Genomic DNA, 21,050 nt, shown 5'->3' with positions numbered 1-21,050 from the left:
TTTAAACTAAAGCTAATTACTCACCCGCAACTTTCATCGATTCAAGCAAGATAGAACCGGTTTGAATTTGCGAACGTGTTTCAACGTCGTTACCTACCGCTACAATCTGAGTGAACATATCTTTTAGGTTACCCGCGATCGTCACTTCAGATACTGGGTATTGGATCTCGCCGTTCTCGACCCAGAAACCTGCAGCGCCACGAGAGTAGTCACCCGTTACTGTATTTACGCCTTGGCCCATCACTTCAGTGACTAGGAAGCCTGTACCTAGCTCTTTTAGCATTTGCTCAAAGTTTTGACCGGTCGATTTAACGAACCAGTTATGAATACCACCCGCATGACCTGTTGGTGTCATATCCATTTTACGTGCGGCGTAGCTCGTTAGCAGATAAGTTGCTAACACACCGTCGGTGATGATTTCACGATCTTGAGTGAACACACCTTCACTATCGAATGGGCTTGAAGCCAAACCACGTAAGATATGGGGACGCTCAGAGATATTGAACCAATCTGGCAAGATTTTCTGACCTAGATGATCCAGTAAGAACGAAGACTTACGGTAAAGGTTACCACCGCTAATTGCCATCACAAGGTGGCCAATTAGACCTGTAGCGACATCGTTCGCGAACATAATTGGATATTGACCTGTTGGTAGCTTTTTAGCATCTAAACGGCTGATGGTTTTTTCTGCCGCTTCTTGACCAACACGCTCAGGCGCCCATAGCTCATCACGATGACGTGCAACGGTGTAGCTGTAGTCGCGTTCCATTTCACCATTAGCGCCTTGTCCAATCACACAACAGCTCGTGCTATGGCGACTTGAGGCGTAGCTTGCTAGTAAGCCATGGCTGTTACCATAAACCTTAACGCCATAATGACTGTCATAGCTTGCACCATCACTTTGCTTGATCTTATCGCTGTAGGCGAGTGCTTGTCTTTCGGCAGCAATCGCAATTTCAGCGGCATAGTCAGGGTTTGGTTCATCAGGGTGGAAAAGATCCAAATCTGGAATTTCTTTTACCATGTATTCTTTTGCGGCAGGACCTGCAAATGGGTCTTCAGAAGTGTACTGAGCGATATCAAGCGCAGCCGCTACTGTTTGAGCAATTGCCTTTTCACTCAGATCAGATGTAGATGCGCTGCCTTTTTTCTGGCCGCGGTAAACAGTAATACCTAGAGCACCATCACTATTAAATTCAACGTTTTCCACTTCACACATACGTGTTGAAACACTTAAACCCGTTGACTTAGTAATAGCGACCTCAGCTGCGTCTGCACTCACTGATGCCATATCCAACGCTTTAGCTACTGCGGCTTCTAGCTCAACTCTTTGCTGGGCGACTTGCTGTTTTACATCCATATCTATTCTAATTTTTTAGGTCAATATTACGTAGGATAACAAGAATTTCGCTTTCTCCCCAAGATTCTTGCTAAAATAGGCAATATATTCGTTTGAGATAGTGACATAGGCAGAAAAGATGGCTCGCAAAAACCAAAAAGCCCCATGGGAACCAGAAGAAGAAATCATCTGGGTAAGTAAGACTGAAATGAAAACGGACATGGACGCCCTGCAAAAGCTGGGAGAAGAGCTTGTTGAACTAAAGCCTTCTATTCTTGATAAGTTTCCTTTGTCTGAAGATTTGGCACAAGCGATTAAAGATGCACAGCGCTTTAAGAACGAAGCAAAGCGCCGTCAGCTTCAATACATTGGTAAAGTAATGCGCAATGTAGATCCAGAGCCAATTCAAGCGGCTTTAGATAAAATTCGCAACAAACACTCTCAAGCAACAGTTGAACTGCACAAACTAGAACAACTGCGTGACCGCGTTGTTGCAGAAGGCGATGCTGCCATTTCTGACGTTATGGAAATGTACCCTGAAGCAGACCGTCAACGTCTTCGTCAGCTAGCTCGCCAAGCTAACAAAGAGAAATCAGCGAACAAGCCAGCGAAGTCTTCTCGCGAGATCTTCCAAATCTTAAAAGAGCTAAAGCAAGGCGACTAATCTTCGCCTCCCTTTACTCAGAAAGATATTAAAAGACCTAGCACATGCTAGGTCTTTTTGTATTCCACGCTTTCAATATCAAGAAGTATTCAATATCAAGAAGTATTCAGTCGTCACTCACCCGCTTTAACAAACGAGCTTAATTCTTGCTGTGGGTGATCAGCCGTGAGTACCTCTATCGAGTCTTCAACCAACACCTTACCTAGCGCCACAAAAATAAACTTATTCGCGATACTGCGTGCATCACCTAAATGATGAGTCACCATCAATACCGTAATATTTCGCTCTGCCGCTAATCGCTTCACTAAGTTAAGCATCTCCTCGCGCAGCAAAGGATCAAGCGCAGAGAAAGGTTCATCAAGCAACCAGATATCATGAGGCTGAACAAAACAACGGGCTAACGCGACACGTTGGCGCTGGCCACCCGATAAATGCTCAGGCAATCTATCTAAATACTCTGCAACACCTACTTGTGCGGCAGCTTGCTCAACTTTGAGCTTTTGGGTTGCCGTAAGCTTTAATCCTGGATGCAGCCCTAAACCAATATTTTCACGTACGGTGAGATGAGCAAACAAATTATGTTCTTGGAACAGCATAGCCAATGGGCGTTGGTGCGCTTCTTTACCAATAAGCGATTGCCCTGCCACTGATATCTCACCCGATGTAGGCTCAATGAACCCAGCAACCAGCGCCAACAGTGTTGATTTACCAGCACCACTCGGCCCCATCAACGCAACAATGTTGCCCTGCTCAGCTTGAAAATCAAAGCGAAACAACTCTCGGTGATAGTGGTAGTCCACCTTTTTCATCACTAACATCATCGGTTCCTTAACTCTTTAGCATCGGGCTTTGAGCTTCGAGTAAATAAAAATTCTATTAAGCTAAAACTGCCCACACTCAGCAGCAGTAAACTCACCGAAACCACCGCTGCAGCTTCCATTTGATAGCTGCCTAACAATTGGAATAGATACAAAGGCAGGGTTCTAAAATCTTGGCTACCAAACAAGGCAATAGCACTTAAGTCACCCATCGCCAGCATGAAACTAATAGAGAAGGCTTGCGCCATTGGTTTACGTAATGCGCGCCACTCCACCAGCCTAAAACGTGTGAAACCTGTCATTCCCAAGCTTGCACACACGTATTGATATTGTTGAGATAAATGCAGCATAGGTTGGGCTAAGGTTTTTATCACATAAGGCAGTGCCATCAAGCTATTTACTGCAATCACAATAAAGAAAGCTAAGCTAAATACATCGGTAAATGAACGCAGTAATAAGAAGATACCTGTACTGATCACTAATCCAGGTGTCACTAAGATAATGGTACCAATCAGCTCGATTTTATCAGCTCTAAAGTTCTTGTTCTGCAAACGCCATGCACGGCTGGTCAGGAGTATCGCAATACCAATACCGACGGCAATAACACTTGCTAAGGACGCAACTTTAACTGAGGTCATTAGCGCAGCCCAAAACGGTTCGCTGCTGAGCACAGTTAGTACTTGTGAGTTAATACCACTGACGATAACCATGGCTAATGGCGGCAATACTAGCATTGAGACTACTATGATCCAAAAGCTATCCCAAGCTTTTGACCACCAGCAGTCCTTAACCAAATATTTCTCTTCCGACAACTGACTGGCCGTCACTGAAATAGGTTTCGACAGGCGCTGAATACTCACCGCGAGCACTCCACACAGCAGCATTTGCCATATCGCGAGCAAGGCACCAACCTGTAAGTCAAAGTCGAATTTAATCGCTTGATAGATGGCTAGTTCAATAGTGGTCGATTTCGGGCCTCCACCAAGAGCCATTACGGTAGCAAAGCTGGTGAAGCACAACATGAAAACTAAACCACAAACATGTGGTAATTGCTGCCTTAAACGAGGCCATTCAACCCATTTGAATTTATTCCAATGGCTCATGCCCAAATGCGCACACAGCTTGTGTTGCTCGGCAGGCACGGTATCCAAAGCTTGTAAAAGTAAACGGCTAGCATAAGGCAGATTAAAGAAAACGTGCGCCAGCAAAATACCATTCAAACCATAAATCGAGAATGGTAATTCAATGTCGAAGTTAACCAAAAATTTAGCTAACCAACCACTGTTGCCATAAATTGCAAGCAAACCAAACACACCGACTAACACAGGCAGAACCAAGGTCGACGCGAACAGCCTTAACAACAGAGCTCGCCCAAAAAATTGCCTGCGACACAAAGCATGAGCAATAGGTATAGCAAAGCCAACACTCAGCACAGTTGAGAGTGTCGCTTGATAAAAACTGAACTTCGTTACATGCCAATAGTAAGGATCGGACCATACTTGGCTGATATCAAGAGAAGGGGCATTGCTAAGCAATGCCCCAACTGCTGAAACCACAAAGGCGGTAATGAGTATCGCAACCCAGATCCCGACCTTAGGTGTTTTCTTTATCATAAATTGATTTTTTACCGTAAATGGTTCACTCAATTAATATCGAACGAACCTTTAAATACAGAAAGTTAGAAAGCTGACTTTTAGGAAACTAATCTTTTAAAAAGTAAGTGCACTCTGCCATTCACGAATCCATGGCTTACGCTTAGCGGCGATTTCTTCAGGTGTAAAACTCAGAGCTTTATGCGGTACTGTTAACTGCTCAAACCCTTTTGGTAGCTCGATATCCGTCACTGGGTACATCCAGTTGCCCGTTGGCATCGCAGATTGAAATTCATCACTTAAGATAAACGCCATAAACTCATCGGCAAGTTTCTCGTTCTTGCTGCCTTTAACTTTCGCTGCCACTTCCACTTGAGTGTAATGACCTTCTTCAAAGCTTGCTGCTGCGTACTTAGAATCACTTTCTGCAATGATGTGGTAAGCCGGAGAAGTCGTGTAAGACAAGACTAAGTTCGACTCACCCTTTAAGAACATAGAGTAAGCTTCAGACCAACCTTTAGTCACAGTAACCGTTTTCTGAGCGAGCTTCTTCCAAGCTGCTGTCGCTTCATCACCGTATACTGACTTCATCCATAGCATCATGCCTTGACCCGGCGTTGATGTACGTGGGTCTTGGTAGATAACCTTGAGGTCGTCACGCTGCTCAACCAGTTCTTTCAAGCTCTTAGGTGGGTTTGCTAGTTTCTCTTTGTTATAGATAAATGCAAAGTAGCCAAAATCATAAGGGACAAAAGTACTGTCACTCCAACCATTCGGAAGTGTCACTGATGACGTATCAACATTGTGCTTAGCTAATAATCCCGTCGCTTTCGCTTCAGCCATCAGATTGTTATCTAGGCCTAACACGATATCAGCTTTGCTGTTACCACCTTCAAGACGTAAGCGGTTCAGAATAGATACGCCATCTTCTAGCGCGACAAAGTTCACATCGCAGCCACACTTTTCTTCAAATGCTTTTTCAACGGCAGGACGAGGGCCCCAATCCGCAGCAAAAGAGTCATAGGTATAAACCGTTAGGGTATTGTCTGCAGCAAAGGCAGAAAAAGAGATGGCTGTAGTAACAGCAAGAGTTGTTAATGTGAATTTCACTGGACGCTCTCCATGGTCTGAGCGGCACAGGTTTGAGGGAGGAGAACGGTAGAAGTTGTTCCTAACTCAATTCCTACGCCAGCATTATCTGGTTCAGGTTTACGGGTCCCAAGCACTTGCTTGATCTCAGCTCGCATTCATTATTTGAATGGTTCGCTCCCCGATGAGTGTTCAGAATTGTAATTTGATTTTTAACAATAAGCTATCAAGTTTGGATCAATTACGTTGATCGTAGCCCCAACGTGGCACTAAACCTTGTTCAATACCAAGATGATCCAGAATACGTGCCACCATAAAATCGACCAGGTCTTCAATCGACTTAGGTTGATGATAAAAACCCGGAGCTGCAGGCATAATCGTCACGCCCATGGTCGAGAGTTTGTGCATATTCTCTAGATGCAACGTAGAAAATGGCGTCTCACGAACCACCAATAGCAGCTGGCCTCGCTCTTTCATCACCACGTCTGCTGCTCGCTCAATCAGGTTATCTGATAGGCCATGAGCAATTGAAGCTAAGCTTCCCGCAGAACATGGACACACCACCATCTGCTTCGGTGCTGCAGAACCAGAGGCAACCGGTGAGAACCAATCATCTTTGCCACACACCACCAGCTTTTCGGGGTCACACCCAAGATGTTTAACCAGAGCTTGTTTCGCTGCATCTGGCCCTGCAGGTAACTTAAGTTCATGCTCTGTCGCCAACACCACTCGCGCTGCCGACGATATCAGTAAATACACCTGATAATCTGCCGCCAATAAGCATTCAAGTAAACGCAGGCCATAAGGCGCACCTGATGCACCAGTGAAAGCGAGGGTTATAGCTTTATCGTGTTTTGTCATGTTCTCAATTACTTCAAAATATAAGGTCGTGGATGTCGTTAACCTTTGAGTGCCAATCCATCCAACAGTTTCTGGTGAATACCACCAAAGCCACCATTACTCATCACCAAGATTTGGTCGCCAGCTTGTGCTTCTGAGACAATTTTAGCAACGAATGCATCCATGTCATCACTCACGTGTGCAGGTTGGTGACAAGAGTCTGCGACATCTTGAACCGACCAATCAATGTTATCCGGTTGGAATAAGTAGGTAGAGTCCGCCTGTTTGAGCGAATCAGCTAAGGTTTCTTTATGCACACCACGCTTCATGGTGGCAGAGCGAGGCTCTAAAACAGCAATAATTTTCTTTGCATCGACCTTATTACGTAAACCGCCCAGTGTAAGTTCAATCGCTGTAGGATGATGAGCAAAATCGTCATAGACAGAAACGCCTGCTACTTCACCTTTAAACTCTAAGCGACGCTTGGTATTAATGAACGTCGCTAGCGATTCACACCCTAAATCAGGCGTCACGCCAACATGTCTTGCCGCCGCAATCGCCATCAAAGCATTGTTGACGTTATGATCGCCAACCAAATCCCAGTCTACGCTTCCAACACATTCGCCTTGGAAGTAAACCTCAAATTTAGAGCCGTCTTTAATTAACTTCTTCGCATCCCAATCACCAAGCTCACCACTCGATTCAGTCTCACTCCAGCATCCACGAGACAATACGTCTTCAATCGCCGAATCTTGCTTCGGTGAAAAAATTCGTCCATTACTTGGCACAGTACGAACCAAATGATGGAACTGTCGCTTGATCGCTTCAAGATCGTCAAAAATATCCGCATGATCGTACTCAAGATTATTCATCACCAAGGTTCTTGGATGGTAATGAACGAACTTAGATCGTTTATCGAAAAAAGCACTGTCGTATTCGTCGGCTTCAACCACAAAGAACATGCTTTCGCCAAGGCGAGCAGAAATACCAAAGTTACCCAACACACCGCCAACTAAAAAGCCCGGCGCATAACCGCAATCTTCAAGGATCCAAGCCAGCATGCTTGATGTTGTTGTCTTGCCATGCGTTCCCGATACCGCCAGAACCCAACGGTCATGCAGTAAGAACTCTTGCAACCACTGCGGCCCTGATGTGTATCTAAGGTTGTTATCCAATACATATTCAACACACGGGTTACCACGGCTCATCGCATTGCCAATGACCACTAAGTCAGGTCTTGGTTCTAATTGGCTCGGGTCGAACCCTTCAATAATCTCAATCCCCTGAGACTCCAACAAGGTGCTCATTGGAGGATAAACATTCGCGTCACTACCGGTAACCTTGTGACCTAATTGACGAGCCAATACCGCAGCACCACCCATGAAGGTGCCACAAATTCCTAAGATATGAATATGCATACATTGCTTCCAAACGCTTGGCTAAATGAGCCATGTCTAAATCAAACTACTTGCACTCATTATCATTAAATGGCGATTAAAAGCGAGTCACAATGCAAAACAAATTTAGTCGACATAGTAAGTGAGATCTGTGTCGCTTAGTTCATTACCATTAAAAAGATCTAACCTTTAGAATTTAGGTAAGCGTCTAGATGAATAAAGCCCATATAAGAGGCTAGTTCTACAGTGCTCAAATCCCCCCTAATATTCAGAGAAGTTTAAGGAAATAACATGTCTGAGATGCGCACCCTTGGTGAATTCATTGTTGCAAAACAAAATGACTTCCCCCATGCAAGCGGTGATCTATCATCCCTTTTGTCATCAATTCGTCTTGCTGCAAAAATTGTTAACCGCGAAATTAACAAAGCAGGTCTTGTCGACATTACTGGCGCTGTTGGTACAGACAACGTTCAAGGTGAAGAGCAACAAAAGCTAGACCTATACGCGAACGACAAGTTTAAAGCTGCACTTGAAGCCCGAGACCAAGTTTGTGGTGTTGCGAGTGAAGAAGAAGACGAAGCCGTTGCCTTCAATAAAGAGCTCAACAAAAACGCAAAATACGTCGTATTGATGGATCCACTTGATGGGTCTTCAAACATCGATGTGAATGTATCGGTTGGTACAATCTTCTCTATCTATCGTCGAGTATCACCTATTGGTACTCCGCCAACACAAGAAGATTTCCTTCAACCTGGACACAAGCAAGTCGCCGCGGGTTACGTAATTTACGGTTCTTCAACCATGCTTGTTTACACAACAGGCGCTGGCGTCAATGGTTTCACCTACGACCCATCTCTGGGCACTTTCTGTCTATCTCATGAAAACATGATGATCCCAGATGAAGGTAAGATCTACTCGATCAACGAAGGTAACTACTTCCGCTTCCCTACGGGTGTTAAAAAGTACATCAAGTACTGCCAAGAAGATGAGCCGAGTGATAACCGCCCATACACCTCTCGTTACATTGGTTCTCTAGTATCAGATTTCCACCGTAACCTGCTGAAAGGCGGCATCTACTTATACCCAAGTACACAAAGCCACCCTCAAGGTAAGCTGCGTTTGCTTTACGAGTGCAACCCAATAGCTTTCCTTATGGAACAAGCTGGTGGTATCGCTTCAGACGGTGCTCAACGTATCATGGATATCAAACCAACTGAGTTACACCAACGTGTACCTTTCTTTGTTGGCTCAACAGACATGGTTCGCAAAGTAGAAGAGTTCCTTGAGCTTAACCGAGACTAACCCTCTCGTTTATTTCTCAAAATAACGTCATTAAAAAAGCCAGCATTTATATGCTGGCTTTTTAGTTGATAACTCAAAGATATATAGCGGTTAACAGTTATTCCGCTTACACCAGTCACCCGAAAGTATTTCTTTATTAGCTGTTAGATCAAGCTGATATAAATATACCCATGCTAATCCAAATATAGTCTCTATTTGCTCGCGACGATACTCAACAGGAACATCTTCTAGCCGATCGAGCGACTCTAAAACTTCGTCGTTAATGATATAGACCTCACCTGCGACACTTTTCTTTCCAGAAATCATCGCCGGATAGGCACCTAAATCAAAAAGGGCAAACGACTCTGGTGTATCAAAGCGTCCCAACAACTCACAACTCTTCAAATAGAGGTGATTGGACTGGCCTTGTCTCAACGTGCCATAGACGAACACAAGATGCTGCATAAACCCTCCACAAGCCGTTTATATTTGTACTTCAATGAATGGCTGAAAAGTTATCTACTCGAACTCAGATAGCTCTATTAAAATTCAAACTACTTTACTCAAACTCAAATTGATAGAGAAGATCCACAGCACTATCTAGACCAGACACAGCTTCAACATAGAGATCCTGCATCAATCGATAGCGAACGGTAAACTCACCCAACGAGTTGAAGATACCCACGCCATACTTCACCTGTAAACCAGGCAGAATGTAGCCACTGACCGTAACTTGAGAGTCATCCCCCGATCCTGCGGTATCCAGTTGTAAATCTTGCACACCAAATGCTTCGCCAATTTCGCCGACAACCTTACCGCTCTTCGCCAAGCTCAAGCCAATTAAGGTGGTTGTCATCGAACCGCTCGACTCACCATCAATATCTTGGCCACGCAAAATATAAGACAGCGCATTTGCTTGAGGCATCGCAGGGTCAGAATAGATCTCGATGGTCGGCTCTGTGGCAGGGCCTGTCACTCGAATACCCGCGGTCACATCATCCTGAGTATTATCAGGGTTACGTATTGCATTGATCGCTACGTATGGCTGATCCGGAGGACCATTCATTAGAATCTTACCTTCTTCGATCAACAAGTCTTGTCCGAATGATTGATAAGTACCATCGACGATGTTCACTTCACCTGTAATAAATGGACCTTGATCTTTTTGAGCCACGTTAAGCTTACCGACCAAATCACCTTCAAGGCCGAAGGCAGAGAGTTTAAAGTCATCTCCAATCGAAATATTTATATTGGTCACAACATCAAATGGGATCGTCGACTCCGTCTCGGGTTCGAGGTCTTTGTTTAAAATCACCTGATCAGAAGAAACGCCGACAGCTGAAGGAGGCAGGTCTTCGACCAGAATTCGCCCCCAAGGCAGTTTAATATCACCCGTAATCTTGGCTAGTTTAGGGGTCACATCAATGGTCATGTCGGGGACAACTTTAACCTTGACCATAGGGGGAACATCAACCAACAGCTCGTCTGCAAAGATTCGGACATTCGAACGCCACGCTTGAAGATCCTGCCAATCGCCAGAACCCTCGATATCAAGATGACCATCCGGCGTTTCGACATTCGCATCAAGCTTCGCACTATAACCATCAAAGTCGAGATCAATACGACCATCTTTAACATCAACAGGCGTTACATCCCCCTTTACTTGAATCCCATCAACTGAGAATTGACCGAAGACTTGAGGGTGCATCAGAGAACCTTGCACTTTTAAATCACTCTCAAGGTCAGCCTTCAGCATGCTGTATTCACCGAGAATTGGTTGTAAGAAATCCAGATGGAACGTCGTCAGCTTAAGTGCCGCATCAACCAATTTGTCCTCAGCGAGAATGTCAGGTAACGACACAGTGCCAGATAGGTCACCATTATCGGAAACATCCAGCTTAAAATCGGCATCCAGTTTGTTGTCTTTCAGCTGTGCATTCAATACAACGCTTTCCCAACCCAGTGTGATTGGCTCACCAACTTGTTGAACAACCTGCCCCTTCGGCATATCAACACTTACCGTAACTTCTGGTTCACCTTGTTCAGACCACTTAGCATGAGCGGTCGCATTAACCAAGCCCTGTAATTGTGTCTCTTTAGGCACAAAGGCTTTAATCAGCTCGAAATCGAATTGGTTGATGGCTAGCTTGGCCTCACCCGACTTTCCGACACGAACGTCTTCATCCAAACACACACTCGAACTAGATTGTTTCCAACAGTGCGCTTGTACATCAGCAAACTGCTTGTCAACATCCGCCTTAATCGCGACAGGTTGATCTAACACCCAAGGACCTTGCTGAGTGATAATTTTGACTCTGTCTAACGACCCATCCCAAATAAGAGAAGGCTTTTGAATCAACTCACCGGAAATAGCTAAGCTTGTAGACACGATGTCGGATATCACATCAAGTGTCACTGTGTGTTTCTTCTCGCCACCACTCACTGTAAGGTCAATACTTTCCACGCTTTGTTCTTGGTAGGTTAAGTTCTTAGCTTTTAGTACAAGATCGGCTTGAGCTTCAGGCAATGGTAGTGGAACCACAGAGCCATTGAGCGACAAAGATTCCAGTGTAGCCTCGTTATTCCAATCGACCTTATCAACATTTAAAGCAAGATCGACCTCAGGCTCTTTCGTTGGGCCGCTCAGTTGGATGCTACCGATCACTCTACCTTTCAACTCAGGAGTACTTTTTGCGAGCTCAGGGAAGAAGATCTCAACGCCCATGTCCCATTGCTTATCAAGTTGCCCTTGTGCCTTAATCGAGTTAACACCATGAGCCAAGCTCAAACCGCTGGTTTTCAGCTTTGGTTCACCGCTCGCGCTGCGATCTGACGCTGACAACTGCCCTTCAATATCCAGAGGGTATTCTCGCAAGACCCCTTCGATATCGAGCTTAGGCAGTTCAATCGCCCAACCACCTGCTTCCGTCAACTCACCCGAGGTGACGATACTTCCGCTAATGTTACCCTCGGCTTCTGGCCACTGTAGACCCGGTTGAATATCTTTAAGTGTTACATCAGCTTGCCAATTAACGAGCTTCTTCCAGTTCGCTTTGACTACACCATTTAGTTCGCCACCCAAGGTATTCAGTTTCAAGCGTTCAAGTTCAATCTGTTCTGTAGTACCTTTGCCTTGCAGGTCGATGGCTAACGCTGGAATTTCCTTACCATCGGCCTCGCCTTTAAGTAGAACATTGAAACCATCTAGTGAGCCATCAGCTTTGAACTGCTCAATTGTCGCTTGGTAATCGCTGTTTCCGGTAAGAGGCCACTGCGCTTGTCCGCCCTCTAAAAGAAGGTCAAATGGCAGATTCGGCTCTAAGGGTTGAATATCACCAGACAACTTTGCCTCAATTAGCTCAGAAAACTGAGAATCTAGGCTTAACTTAGCCACGCTGCCTTGTGCTTTCAGCGATAACTTCTGACCAGCGAGGTCGGTTTCTTTCACCAAAGCATCTAAATAAAGATCTAACGGATAGCCACCTTTAAGCTCAACCTTCGTCGCTAGATTCGCACTTACTTGTGGCATATCGAGTTCTAGAGTTGAAACATCAACCGTATGTTTACCTGCTCGAGCTTCTAACCCAAGGTGGTTCACTACAATTGGGGTTTCTTGTTCTAAGGTGAAACGGTTTAGGTCAAAACGCTCAAGTACAACCTGCAAAGGAATTAAGACTTCAGGTAACTCGATAGCCATTTTAGTGTCAGCCTCTGGTTCTACCGTTTCTGTTTGCGGTTCTTCTGTCGATTCAGCGAGCTTAACTTTTAGGTCATTGAACAAGGTTGGCGATACCGTTAGCGTTTCCCCCTGCATACTCAGAGCCGTTGAGAACAAACCCCATTCGATTTCATGCCCTAAGACATTCAGCTTAATATCAGATAAAGCGATACGATTGATCACTATTGGTAGTGGTGTTTTCACCGATGTCACGGGCGGAGTCGGTTCTGCTTCTTCTGTAGAGGTTGGCGGTAATTCAGTAAATGCGAAATCCAAACCTTGAATCGCTAAGCGGTCGACACACAACTTAGGGTCGAGTAAACAACGAGGATTAATCGCCAAGTTCAGCTTTTTAACCTTGGTGTCGATATGCAAGCTGTCATCTTTAAATTGCACATTATTAAGCGTAAAGCTTGGGAACAGAGCCCCTTGGGTGCTTTCCACTTTAAGTTGTGGTAGTGCTTTTTCAGCTCCCCACAACACTGTGTTTAATCCTGGATTGGTGAATAACACAAACCCCAAAAGGGCAATCAATAGCAATAAAATCGATGTCAAAGATATCGACGTCCACTTGACGCACTTCCCAATCACTTTGATCATAATTCAGGCCCTAAACTGAAGTGCAATTGAAATTCATCACCAGGATCAGTATCTAGCCCCCACGCAAAGTCTAAACTGACGGGTCCTACAGGCGATGCCCAACGCACCCCGACACCGGTGCCGTGCTTCCACTCTGGCTTGTCATTAAATGCATCACCAATATCGTAAAATGCAGCACCCCACCAGTTTCCAACCAAACGGTACTGGTATTCAAATGAGCTGGTTGCAATGAATTTCGCCCCCGTTAAGGCGCCACTTTCATCACGAGGAGAGATCGACTCATAACCATAACCACGGATACTGTTATCACCACCAGCAAAGAACCTAAGCGAGGGAGACAACTTATCGAATTCATCGGCAAAGTTACCACCGAATTGAAGGCGAGTTAAACCACGGTGATTGTTACCGATGCTGCGAATCCATGCCGTTTGCCCTTGAAAACGCACCACTTTAGTTTCAGACAATAAGGTGTCATCGCCCGCTTCAACCATGATGGTTTGTTTGTCACCCCACATCGGCATCGAGCCACCGCGCGTTCGAGTTCGCGAGAAAGAGATACCCGGCAATACGAATTGCGCTAAGTCATCTTGCAAACCTTGTTCATAGTTTTCGACTAAGTATCGAATAAACACAGTTCGTTGCCAGCCATTATCCAGACGCCAATATCTTTCTAGAGCTAAGTTTGACTCCAAGCTTTTAGTATCTCGGTTATCCAAGTTCTTCATACCGTACTTAATTTGATAGTAGTCATTAAGCACGTCATCCAATGGGATTTTATAAGCCGCTGTAATCGTCTGCTCAGGTTTGGATATCGACAAGCTACTGTTGAAGCTGTGCCCTAATGAATTAACCCAAGGTTTCTTCCATTTGAGGGTACCTTTAACGCCAAGGTCAGTAGAGACACCGATACCCGTTTCGATTTGATTTCGTGCTTGTGGAGCAAGGCTAACCTTCATCGGGATTTCGCGGCCTTCGCCCAATTGACTTAAATCGGGTTCAACAAATACAGAAGAGAACCAATCAGTATTAGAAAGATTTTGGTTGTATTCGCCAACTTTGGTAATTGAGTATGGTTCGCCATCTTTAAATGGTTTGAGAGATTGAACTTTGTCATCTTCAATTTGACTGCCCGTCACTGTGGTCGCGCCAAAGTGATAGCGTATACCACTGTTGTAATGAAGGCGGACATAAGCGCGGTTTAATTCAGGAGCGACTTCTAGCTTGCTAAGATCATACGCCCCATCGAAGTAGCCTTTCGCTAACCCAAGGTTGCGAATCGATGATTTCAAAGAATCATAACTGCCATGATTAAGAATCGAACCTTTAGACAGCTTGCTCTTAGCGATCAAGGCCAAAAAGTCTGGATCATCTTTGGCTTCACCAGTCAGAACGATATCTGAAGTATAAACAACAATAGGCTCTCCTAGCTCAACCATAACGGTCATTTCAGCATCATCTTCGGAGTGAGTAAATGTGATATGAGGATGGTAATAGCCTAACGCATTCAGAGCTTCTTTTATCATAGATTCCAAGCGGGATTGGAACCTTAATGAAACCGAATACTCTTCTTCAGGAATCGCACTCAGATAAGCATCAACATTATCCTCAAGCGCCCCATTAAGCCCTTCAATTTCAAGGGAAACATCAGCGAAAGCGAGCGTCGATGACAATAGAGTGCCAATCAGAACTGGTAAAGTTTTTCTTATCATGCTTAATTGGTGAAGAAGTTATCAATACGTTAATAAATGAAAAGAAATAATACCGCTAAAAAGACATTGAGTCTGTAATAAATCTTGGAATAACACGGTCTAATTTAAAGACTTAGTTCATATGAACCAACAGACAATATTAACCTAGATCTAATATTAACTAACGCGGTCGACGTATGCGAAAAGGAATACAACATGCTAAACAAACAACAACTGGTTTCCGCAGCAAGCGCATTACCAGGAAATGCTACCCCAATTCAAATCAATGAGCGCCATTTTGTCAATCAAACTGACTTGCTCGATGCTCCTACAGGTTCCCAACAAGAAGTCCTACTTGGTATGGGATGTTTCTGGGGAGCTGAACGTTTGTTTTGGCAGCTTGATGGTGTTATTTCCACATCCGTTGGTTACGCTGGTGGATACACGGCCAATCCCACTTATGAGCAAGTATGTAGCGGGCAAACCGGCCATACCGAGGTCGTTCGTGTCATTTTTGATAGCGAACAAACGTCTTTATCTCGAATACTTGAGACCTTTTGGGAGCGCCATAACCCAACTCAAGGAATGCGCCAAGGCAACGATTTAGGAACTCAGTACCGTTCTGCGATATACACTTTTAGCGAACAGCAACAAGCTATCGCTGAGCACTCTAAATGTGAATATCAACGAGCAATGACTGAATCATTAGGCAACGAGATCACGACGGAAGTTCTACCTGCTGAAAAATATTTTTTCGCGGAAACCTACCACCAACAATACCTAGCAAAAAACCCTAACGGTTACTGTGGGTTGGGCGGTACGGGTGTGTGCTTCCCTCCGCAATAATGCGTGTTAGGCATACCAATTAGAACATCACCCATTAAAAAAGGGCTTCCAATTAGGAAGCCCTTTTTCACTATAAATCTATTTGATGCAAGACAGCTCGATAAAGCTCAGCTACACCGGCAATGCAGCAATCGTGCCGTTAACTTCTTTAAAAATGGTGAGCTTTTGTTTGTCTGAAACTTCAGGAAGAAGCACTTTGCCTTGGTCGAAGCGAAACTCTCCGATACCTTCAATAGCAAACTGGCCTTTGAACAGGACTTTAACGAAACGCGCCACTTGGTGTGGACGATAAGTAGAAAATTTTCTTAACATAATACAACCTCAATTCCATTTGAGTACTACAGTTAGCAGCCTGAACATCGCCTTGTTCAAAGCACATATAATTGCTAAATCCTTTAGCAAACAGCAAGGTAATCTATTGTTCATCTCGATATTGATGCATTATACCTTTTGGTAACAAGCCTGCAACTTATTTCTACGTCGTACGATAAAAAAGTTAAAGAGGCATTTTTCAAATTTCATATTATACTTCCAGTGCAAACCAATAAGCGGAACAAAAATATAATGAAAAACAAAACTCTACTGGCTTTTTTAGCCGCAGCCTCTCCACTCTTCGCCAATGCTCACAACCTATCTGTAGGTGAAACTCTGCCTACTGTCGATGTTAGCAACTATGGTGAAATCGTACTAAACGACGGAAAAACCGGATATCAAGCTTGGGCAACCAACAATCTCCTAGGTAAAGTTCGTGTCGTTCAAGCTATCGCTGGCCGTAGCAGCTCTAAAGAGCTCAACGCACCACTGATGGCAGCCATTACAGCATCTAAGTTCTCAGAAGACAGCTACCAAACCACCACCATCATCAACCAAGATGATGCTATCTGGGGTACAGGTTCTTTTGTGAAATCGTCTGCCGAAAGCAGTAAAGAAGAATTTCCATGGTCTTCGATGGTGCTAGATGAAGACGGGGCCGTCGCGTCATCGTGGGCTTTAGCAGAAGAAAGCTCAGCGATTATCGTTCAAGACAAACAAGGTAAAATATTGTTTGTTAAAGAAGGCGCTCTCAACGAATCAGAAGTCACGCAAGTTATTGAATTAATTAAAGCGAGCCTTTAATCAGATAATCACTTCTTTTTCGAGACCTGACCTAAGGATATTGTTATATTATAACAGTATCCTTTTTTAATTCTGTGGTTAATCATCCTCATGTGGCAAAACACACCTAACAATGTGAAACGCAAAACAGGCTTTTTGCTTGGGCTGATGCTCATGTTAAGCGTGTTAGCTGCAACACATATGGTGGATATTGACCCCGATCACCACACTTCGCATCACTGTGAGCTGTTTTCGATAAATCAGTTCATTACTGCGCACTCACTTCCACAGGTTCCAGAGTTCCATTCAGAATTTACTGCCGCGATCACAGAGTCAGTAATTTCGTTGCAGCGCCTGTATTTCGCTTATTTAGCACGTTCACCTCCTGTAAATATCGCTTAATTACCACTACTTTTTAATTAACCTTTATTCAGGAAAAAAACATGAAACCTACTATTTTAGCCGTTGTTATCGGCATGACTGTCTCAACGAATGTTCTAGCTAACGAAGAATTCCGCTCTCACGAAGCACACGTGCACGGTAAAGTTGAAGTGAACATCGCTCAAGATGGACAAGAACTGCTTGTTGAAGTAACAGCTCCCGGCGCTGATGTGGTTGGCTTTGAACATGCTCCAGAAACTGCCGAGCAAAAGAAAGTGTTTGAGCAAGCTATCGCGCAACTGAACAAGCCAGAAGAGCTATTTGGTTTCAACAATGCAAGCTGTACGCTGAAGTTCAAGTCAGTGACTAACACCCTAGAAGACGATCATGATGACCATGAAGGCCATGACCACGCTGAAGGCGAACATGATGACCACGAAGGCCATGACCATGCTGAGCACGATCATGATGACCACAAAGGCCATGACCATGCTGAACACGATCATGACGACCACAAAGGCGATGACCATGCTGAGCACGATCATGATGACCACGAAGGCCATGACCACGCTGAACACGATCATGATGACCACGAAGGCCATGACCATTCAGAAGGTGGCCACGGTGAATTCACGGTTGAGTATCATTACCAATGTTCAGACATTGCGAAGCTAGATACGGTAAGCACTCAATGGTTCTCTAAGTTCAGCAACACAAAATCAATGACTGTGAACCTGCTAACTGACAGCGCTCAAATTCAAGAAGAGCTCAACGCAGATCGTATTAGTTTTCGATTCTAATCAGTATTAGATTGAATTAAACGTAGATAAGCAGCCAAGTAAGTATTCACTTACTTGGTTGCACAAATCGGTGTGCTCTGGGAATTTATTATTCTAATAACTGTCCAGTAGATACACCGCTTTAATTATTGGAGCTAATATGTCTTCTGACAGTTCATCACTTGTCGTCAAACTCGAAAATATCAGCTTTCGTTGGAAGCCTGAGCTATCCCCAACTCTAGAGATCCCTTCACTGCACATCCAAACCCAGGAGCACCTTTTCATTAAAGGTCCCAGTGGTTGCGGAAAATCGACATTATTAGGGCTGCTGACCGGAATTAACCAAGCAGATCAAGGTGAAGTCTCTATCTTAGGCCAAGACCTCACTCAGCTAACTCCTCGTCAAAGAGACAAATTCAGAGCCGATCATATTGGTTACATATTCCAACAATTTAACCTGCTTCCTTACCTGTCAGTGATCGACAACGTGACGCTTCCTTGTCAGTTCTCAACAATTCGCAAACAACAAGTCACTGAAAGTCAAAACAGCCTGCAAGCCACCGCACAAGATCTATTGCTACGACTAAAACTGCCTCAAGCTCTAATGGATAAACCCGTTACGGAGTTGAGTATTGGCCAACAACAACGTGTCGCGGCAGCTCGTGCTCTAATTGGCCAACCAAAGATCATTATTGCCGACGAACCGACCTCAGCCTTGGATCATGACAATCGAGAAGCCTTTATCGAACTGTTGTTAGAACAAGCGAATCAGGCTGGTTCTACCCTGATCTTTGTCAGTCACGATCCAACATTAGAAAAACTGTTCACTCGAACCATAGATTTAAAAACCGTTAACCAAGCTAAGGTCGTCGTATGAAAGTAATTACTCACTTAGCCTTAAAAAGCGTACTCAACCGCAAAGCCACGGCCATTCTCACTATTCTCACCGTGGCGGTGTCAGTCATTCTATTACTCGGTGTAGAACGTGTAAGAACCGAAGCAAAAAGCAGCTTTGCCAATACGATTTCAGGTACTGACCTTATCGTCGGTGGCCGCTCTGGTCAGGTAAACCTGCTGCTTTATTCGGTATTTCGAATCGGTAATGCGACCAACAACATCGACTGGAAAAGCTACGAAGAATTTAGCCAGCACAACGCTGTAAAGTGGGCGATCCCAATCTCATTGGGTGATTCACACAAAGGCTTCCGTGTAATGGGGACTAACCATAGCTACTTTGAAAATTACCGCTATGGAAGTAAGCAACCACTTACTTTTCAGCAAGGTAAAGAGTTTAATCAGTTATTTGATGTGGTAATTGGTGCCGATGTCGCGAAGAAGTTAGATTACAAAATCGGTGACCACATCATTCTTGCACACGGAATCAGTGATGTGGCCTTCAGTCGTCACGATAACCTGCCCTTTACGATTGTCGGAATACTCGCGCCAACCGGAACGCCGGTGGATAAAACCGTGCATGTTTCATTAGAGGCTATTGAAGCGATTCACGTTGGCTGGGAATCTGGAGCCAATCTAGGACACACGCCGAATGCTGAAGCACTAAAGCAACGTGATTTCCAACCTAAACAGATTACCGCGATGATGGTTGGCCTTAAATCGAAGATCCAAACCTTTGCACTGCAACGAGAAATCAACACCTACCGCCAAGAACCTTTGAGTGCAATTATGCCGGGCATTGCGCTTCACGAATTGTGGGGAATGATGGCAGTGTCAGAACAAGCACTACTGATTGTTTCAGGGTTTGTTGTGGTCGCGGGATTATTGGGCATGCTCAGTAGCCTACTCACTAGCTTACAAGAAAGGCGTCGAGAGATGGCCATTCTGCGCGCGATGGGTGCAAGACCTCGTCATGTGTTTGGTTTGCTGATCAGTGAAGCCAGTGCACTGACCTTCCTTGGCATTACATTAGGTGTTGCCGTGTTGTTTGCTTTGATTGCAGTGGTTGCTCCTATTGTGCAACAAAGCTATGGTATCAACATATCGATATCCGCAATCACACCTCATGAGTGGAAACTGCTTATGTTGGTTCAGGTTGCCGGAATCATTATCGGCTTTATTCCCGCTTTCAGGGCTTACCGTCAGTCATTGTCTGATGGCATGACTATTCGAATCTAAAATAGGAACCTACGATGCAACGCAAATTCCTGCTGATATTTGGGCTACTTTTATTCCCATTTATCAGCACAGCTCACGCTGAAACCACTCAGACTGACGAATCGGTATTAACACTCGATTGGATTGACTTGATTCCAGAGTCAGAGCGAGCACAACTCGACTCATTTGGCATGCCGATGGTTAACCACGACAGTATGGACAAACCTCAACAATCAACACTTGGCGCTGTTCGCCCAGAGTTGAATGGCAGCACAGTCAAGATTCCTGGCTTTGTGATTCCATTGGAAGGTGATGAGAACATGATCACTGAGTTTCTGCTGGTACCGTACTTTGGCGCATGTATCCACGTGCCACCACCGCCACCGAACCAAATTATCTACGTGAAGTTCCCTAAAGGTGCACCAATACAGCAGTTGTGGGATGTGATCTATTTAGTCGGTACGCTGAAAACTGAGTCAATAAGCCATGACCTGGCTCAAACCGGTTATCTTATTGAAGGTACTGCGATTGAAGAATATGACGACATGTAGTCATTAGAAGGGTGGCTCAAGGATGAGCTGCCGTCACTGAGCGAGTGAGATCATTCAATAACAGTTTAATAACGATTGTTTTATTCTGAATTACGCGATGTAATTAGACAAGTACGCTAGAACAGCAACATAAGTAGCGAGTAATAACCCTATACTAAGCTGTTTCTTCAGCTTGTTATCATTGACTTGATTCATAACTCCTCCTTGAGAATTACAACAAATTTAACATTTTATTATCATTAGCAAAAGTAAAATTTTGT

19 protein-coding genes and 1 riboswitch are annotated in these 21,050 nt (G+C 44.5%); of the genes, 9 read left to right on the top strand and 10 right to left on the bottom strand.

The genetic code is table 11. The features are described from left to right. Positions 1-16: 16 nt before the first annotated feature. A complete protein-coding gene (gene pmbA, locus BCU75_RS06620; RefSeq protein WP_102444453.1) occupies positions 17-1,360 on the bottom strand; it encodes a metalloprotease PmbA in 1,344 nt (447 codons plus the stop codon). Between the two features lie 118 nt (positions 1,361-1,478). Between pmbA and yjgA the strand changes: the two genes are divergently transcribed. Continuing rightward, positions 1,479-2,003, top strand: coding sequence for a ribosome biogenesis factor YjgA (yjgA, locus tag BCU75_RS06615; RefSeq protein ID WP_017083748.1), 525 nt, complete (start codon positions 1,479-1,481; stop codon positions 2,001-2,003). Between the two features lie 113 nt (positions 2,004-2,116). On the opposite strand, the gene thiQ is transcribed toward yjgA, so the two are convergent. The 5 genes from thiQ to mpl form a co-directional block, all read right to left on the bottom strand. Next, on the bottom strand, positions 2,117-2,821 hold the full coding sequence (gene thiQ, locus BCU75_RS06610; RefSeq protein WP_102473305.1) for a thiamine ABC transporter ATP-binding protein: 705 nt from the start codon (positions 2,819-2,821) through the stop codon (positions 2,117-2,119). Further along, entirely contained in the window at positions 2,821-4,434 is a 1,614-nt protein-coding gene (gene thiP / locus BCU75_RS06605) for a thiamine/thiamine pyrophosphate ABC transporter permease ThiP (protein ID WP_198593401.1), read from the bottom strand. The genes thiQ and thiP overlap by 1 nt, the downstream gene beginning before the upstream one ends. Positions 4,435-4,530: 96 nt before the next feature. Then, a complete protein-coding gene (gene thiB / locus BCU75_RS06600) occupies positions 4,531-5,523 on the bottom strand; it encodes a thiamine ABC transporter substrate binding subunit (protein ID WP_102473304.1) in 993 nt (330 codons plus the stop codon). Between the two features lie 53 nt (positions 5,524-5,576). Continuing rightward, positions 5,577-5,696: riboswitch (TPP riboswitch) on the bottom strand. A 43-nt stretch (positions 5,697-5,739) separates the two neighbouring features. Next, entirely contained in the window at positions 5,740-6,363 is a 624-nt protein-coding gene (locus BCU75_RS06595; RefSeq protein WP_016787846.1) for a flavin prenyltransferase UbiX, read from the bottom strand. 38 nt (positions 6,364-6,401) lie between these two features. Then, positions 6,402-7,760 (bottom strand): UDP-N-acetylmuramate:L-alanyl-gamma-D-glutamyl-meso-diaminopimelate ligase, encoded by a 1,359-nt coding sequence (mpl, locus tag BCU75_RS06590; RefSeq protein WP_102473303.1) that lies wholly within the window; start codon positions 7,758-7,760, stop codon positions 6,402-6,404. Between the two features lie 270 nt (positions 7,761-8,030). Here mpl and fbp point away from each other — a divergent pair, with 270 nt between their 5' ends. Then, positions 8,031-9,041, top strand: a complete 1,011-nt coding sequence (gene fbp, locus BCU75_RS06585; protein ID WP_065207457.1) for a class 1 fructose-bisphosphatase — start codon at positions 8,031-8,033, stop codon at positions 9,039-9,041. Between the two features lie 90 nt (positions 9,042-9,131). Here the strand turns inward: fbp and BCU75_RS06580 are convergent, their stop codons facing one another. The 3 genes from BCU75_RS06580 to tamA form a co-directional block, all read right to left on the bottom strand. Further along, a complete protein-coding gene (locus BCU75_RS06580) occupies positions 9,132-9,485 on the bottom strand; it encodes a gamma-glutamylcyclotransferase family protein (RefSeq protein WP_076675881.1) in 354 nt (117 codons plus the stop codon). A 94-nt stretch (positions 9,486-9,579) separates the two neighbouring features. Continuing rightward, on the bottom strand, positions 9,580-13,338 hold the full coding sequence (gene tamB / locus BCU75_RS06575; RefSeq protein ID WP_102473302.1) for an autotransporter assembly complex protein TamB: 3,759 nt from the start codon (positions 13,336-13,338) through the stop codon (positions 9,580-9,582). Next, entirely contained in the window at positions 13,335-15,047 is a 1,713-nt protein-coding gene (gene tamA / locus BCU75_RS06570) for an autotransporter assembly complex protein TamA (RefSeq protein ID WP_102473301.1), read from the bottom strand. Before tamA ends, tamB begins: the two co-directional genes overlap by 4 nt. A 195-nt stretch (positions 15,048-15,242) precedes the next feature. Between tamA and msrA the strand changes: the two genes are divergently transcribed. Next, positions 15,243-15,872 carry a peptide-methionine (S)-S-oxide reductase MsrA gene (gene msrA, locus BCU75_RS06565; protein ID WP_102473300.1) on the top strand — a complete coding sequence of 210 codons (630 nt, stop codon included), beginning with the start codon at positions 15,243-15,245 and terminating at the stop codon, positions 15,870-15,872. A gap of 111 nt (positions 15,873-15,983) precedes the next feature. Here the strand turns inward: msrA and BCU75_RS06560 are convergent, their stop codons facing one another. Then, positions 15,984-16,184 carry a DUF1107 family protein gene (locus tag BCU75_RS06560; protein WP_004735283.1) on the bottom strand — a complete coding sequence of 67 codons (201 nt, stop codon included), beginning with the start codon at positions 16,182-16,184 and terminating at the stop codon, positions 15,984-15,986. A gap of 252 nt (positions 16,185-16,436) precedes the next feature. On the opposite strand from BCU75_RS06560, the gene BCU75_RS06555 reads away from it, so the two are divergent. The 6 genes from BCU75_RS06555 to BCU75_RS06530 all read left to right on the top strand — a co-directional run bounded on the left by BCU75_RS06555 (position 16,437) and on the right by BCU75_RS06530 (position 20,790). Beyond that, complete coding sequence (locus tag BCU75_RS06555) at positions 16,437-16,988, top strand: YtfJ family protein (protein ID WP_076675886.1); 552 nt, start codon at positions 16,437-16,439, stop codon at positions 16,986-16,988. 90 nt (positions 16,989-17,078) lie between these two features. Further along, positions 17,079-17,369: a DUF2607 family protein gene (locus tag BCU75_RS06550; protein ID WP_102466658.1), complete on the top strand. Its 291-nt coding sequence runs from the start codon at positions 17,079-17,081 to the stop codon at positions 17,367-17,369. Between the two features lie 41 nt (positions 17,370-17,410). After that, entirely contained in the window at positions 17,411-18,148 is a 738-nt protein-coding gene (zrgA, locus tag BCU75_RS06545; protein WP_102473299.1) for a zinc uptake protein ZrgA, read from the top strand. 139 nt (positions 18,149-18,287) lie between these two features. After that, on the top strand, positions 18,288-19,004 hold the full coding sequence (locus tag BCU75_RS06540; protein ID WP_076678345.1) for an ABC transporter ATP-binding protein: 717 nt from the start codon (positions 18,288-18,290) through the stop codon (positions 19,002-19,004). Beyond that, complete coding sequence (locus BCU75_RS06535; protein WP_102473298.1) at positions 19,001-20,260, top strand: ABC transporter permease; 1,260 nt, start codon at positions 19,001-19,003, stop codon at positions 20,258-20,260. Before BCU75_RS06540 ends, BCU75_RS06535 begins: the two co-directional genes overlap by 4 nt. A 14-nt stretch (positions 20,261-20,274) precedes the next feature. Next, entirely contained in the window at positions 20,275-20,790 is a 516-nt protein-coding gene (locus BCU75_RS06530) for a DUF3299 domain-containing protein (protein WP_076678343.1), read from the top strand. Positions 20,791-21,050 lie beyond the last annotated feature (260 nt).

The organism is Vibrio splendidus (assembly GCF_002873455.1).
GTDB classification, from domain to species: Bacteria; Pseudomonadota; Gammaproteobacteria; order Enterobacterales; family Vibrionaceae; genus Vibrio; species Vibrio splendidus_J.
Note: the sequence above shows the minus strand (reverse complement) of the source record. Positions and strands in the feature narration are given on the sequence as shown.

What these genes read in the sequence shown, in the direction of transcription:
- pmbA (WP_102444453.1), bottom strand. Translation starts at nt 1,360, where the DNA reads ATGGATGTAAAACAGCAAGTCGCCCAGCAAAGAGTTGAGCTAGAAGCC.
- yjgA (WP_017083748.1), top strand. Translation starts at nt 1,479, where the DNA reads ATGGCTCGCAAAAACCAAAAAGCCCCATGGGAACCAGAAGAAGAAATC.
- thiQ (WP_102473305.1), bottom strand. Translation starts at nt 2,821, where the DNA reads ATGTTAGTGATGAAAAAGGTGGACTACCACTATCACCGAGAGTTGTTT.
- thiP (WP_198593401.1), bottom strand. Translation starts at nt 4,434, where the DNA reads ATGATAAAGAAAACACCTAAGGTCGGGATCTGGGTTGCGATACTCATT.
- BCU75_RS06595 (WP_016787846.1), bottom strand. Translation starts at nt 6,363, where the DNA reads ATGACAAAACACGATAAAGCTATAACCCTCGCTTTCACTGGTGCATCA.
- mpl (WP_102473303.1), bottom strand. Translation starts at nt 7,760, where the DNA reads ATGCATATTCATATCTTAGGAATTTGTGGCACCTTCATGGGTGGTGCT.
- fbp (WP_065207457.1), top strand. Translation starts at nt 8,031, where the DNA reads ATGTCTGAGATGCGCACCCTTGGTGAATTCATTGTTGCAAAACAAAAT.
- BCU75_RS06580 (WP_076675881.1), bottom strand. Translation starts at nt 9,485, where the DNA reads ATGCAGCATCTTGTGTTCGTCTATGGCACGTTGAGACAAGGCCAGTCC.
- tamB (WP_102473302.1), bottom strand. Translation starts at nt 13,338, where the DNA reads ATGATCAAAGTGATTGGGAAGTGCGTCAAGTGGACGTCGATATCTTTG.
- tamA (WP_102473301.1), bottom strand. Translation starts at nt 15,047, where the DNA reads ATGATAAGAAAAACTTTACCAGTTCTGATTGGCACTCTATTGTCATCG.
- msrA (WP_102473300.1), top strand. Translation starts at nt 15,243, where the DNA reads ATGCTAAACAAACAACAACTGGTTTCCGCAGCAAGCGCATTACCAGGA.
- BCU75_RS06560 (WP_004735283.1), bottom strand. Translation starts at nt 16,184, where the DNA reads ATGTTAAGAAAATTTTCTACTTATCGTCCACACCAAGTGGCGCGTTTC.
- BCU75_RS06555 (WP_076675886.1), top strand. Translation starts at nt 16,437, where the DNA reads ATGAAAAACAAAACTCTACTGGCTTTTTTAGCCGCAGCCTCTCCACTC.
- BCU75_RS06550 (WP_102466658.1), top strand. Translation starts at nt 17,079, where the DNA reads ATGTGGCAAAACACACCTAACAATGTGAAACGCAAAACAGGCTTTTTG.
- zrgA (WP_102473299.1), top strand. Translation starts at nt 17,411, where the DNA reads ATGAAACCTACTATTTTAGCCGTTGTTATCGGCATGACTGTCTCAACG.
- BCU75_RS06540 (WP_076678345.1), top strand. Translation starts at nt 18,288, where the DNA reads ATGTCTTCTGACAGTTCATCACTTGTCGTCAAACTCGAAAATATCAGC.
- BCU75_RS06535 (WP_102473298.1), top strand. Translation starts at nt 19,001, where the DNA reads ATGAAAGTAATTACTCACTTAGCCTTAAAAAGCGTACTCAACCGCAAA.
- BCU75_RS06530 (WP_076678343.1), top strand. Translation starts at nt 20,275, where the DNA reads ATGCAACGCAAATTCCTGCTGATATTTGGGCTACTTTTATTCCCATTT.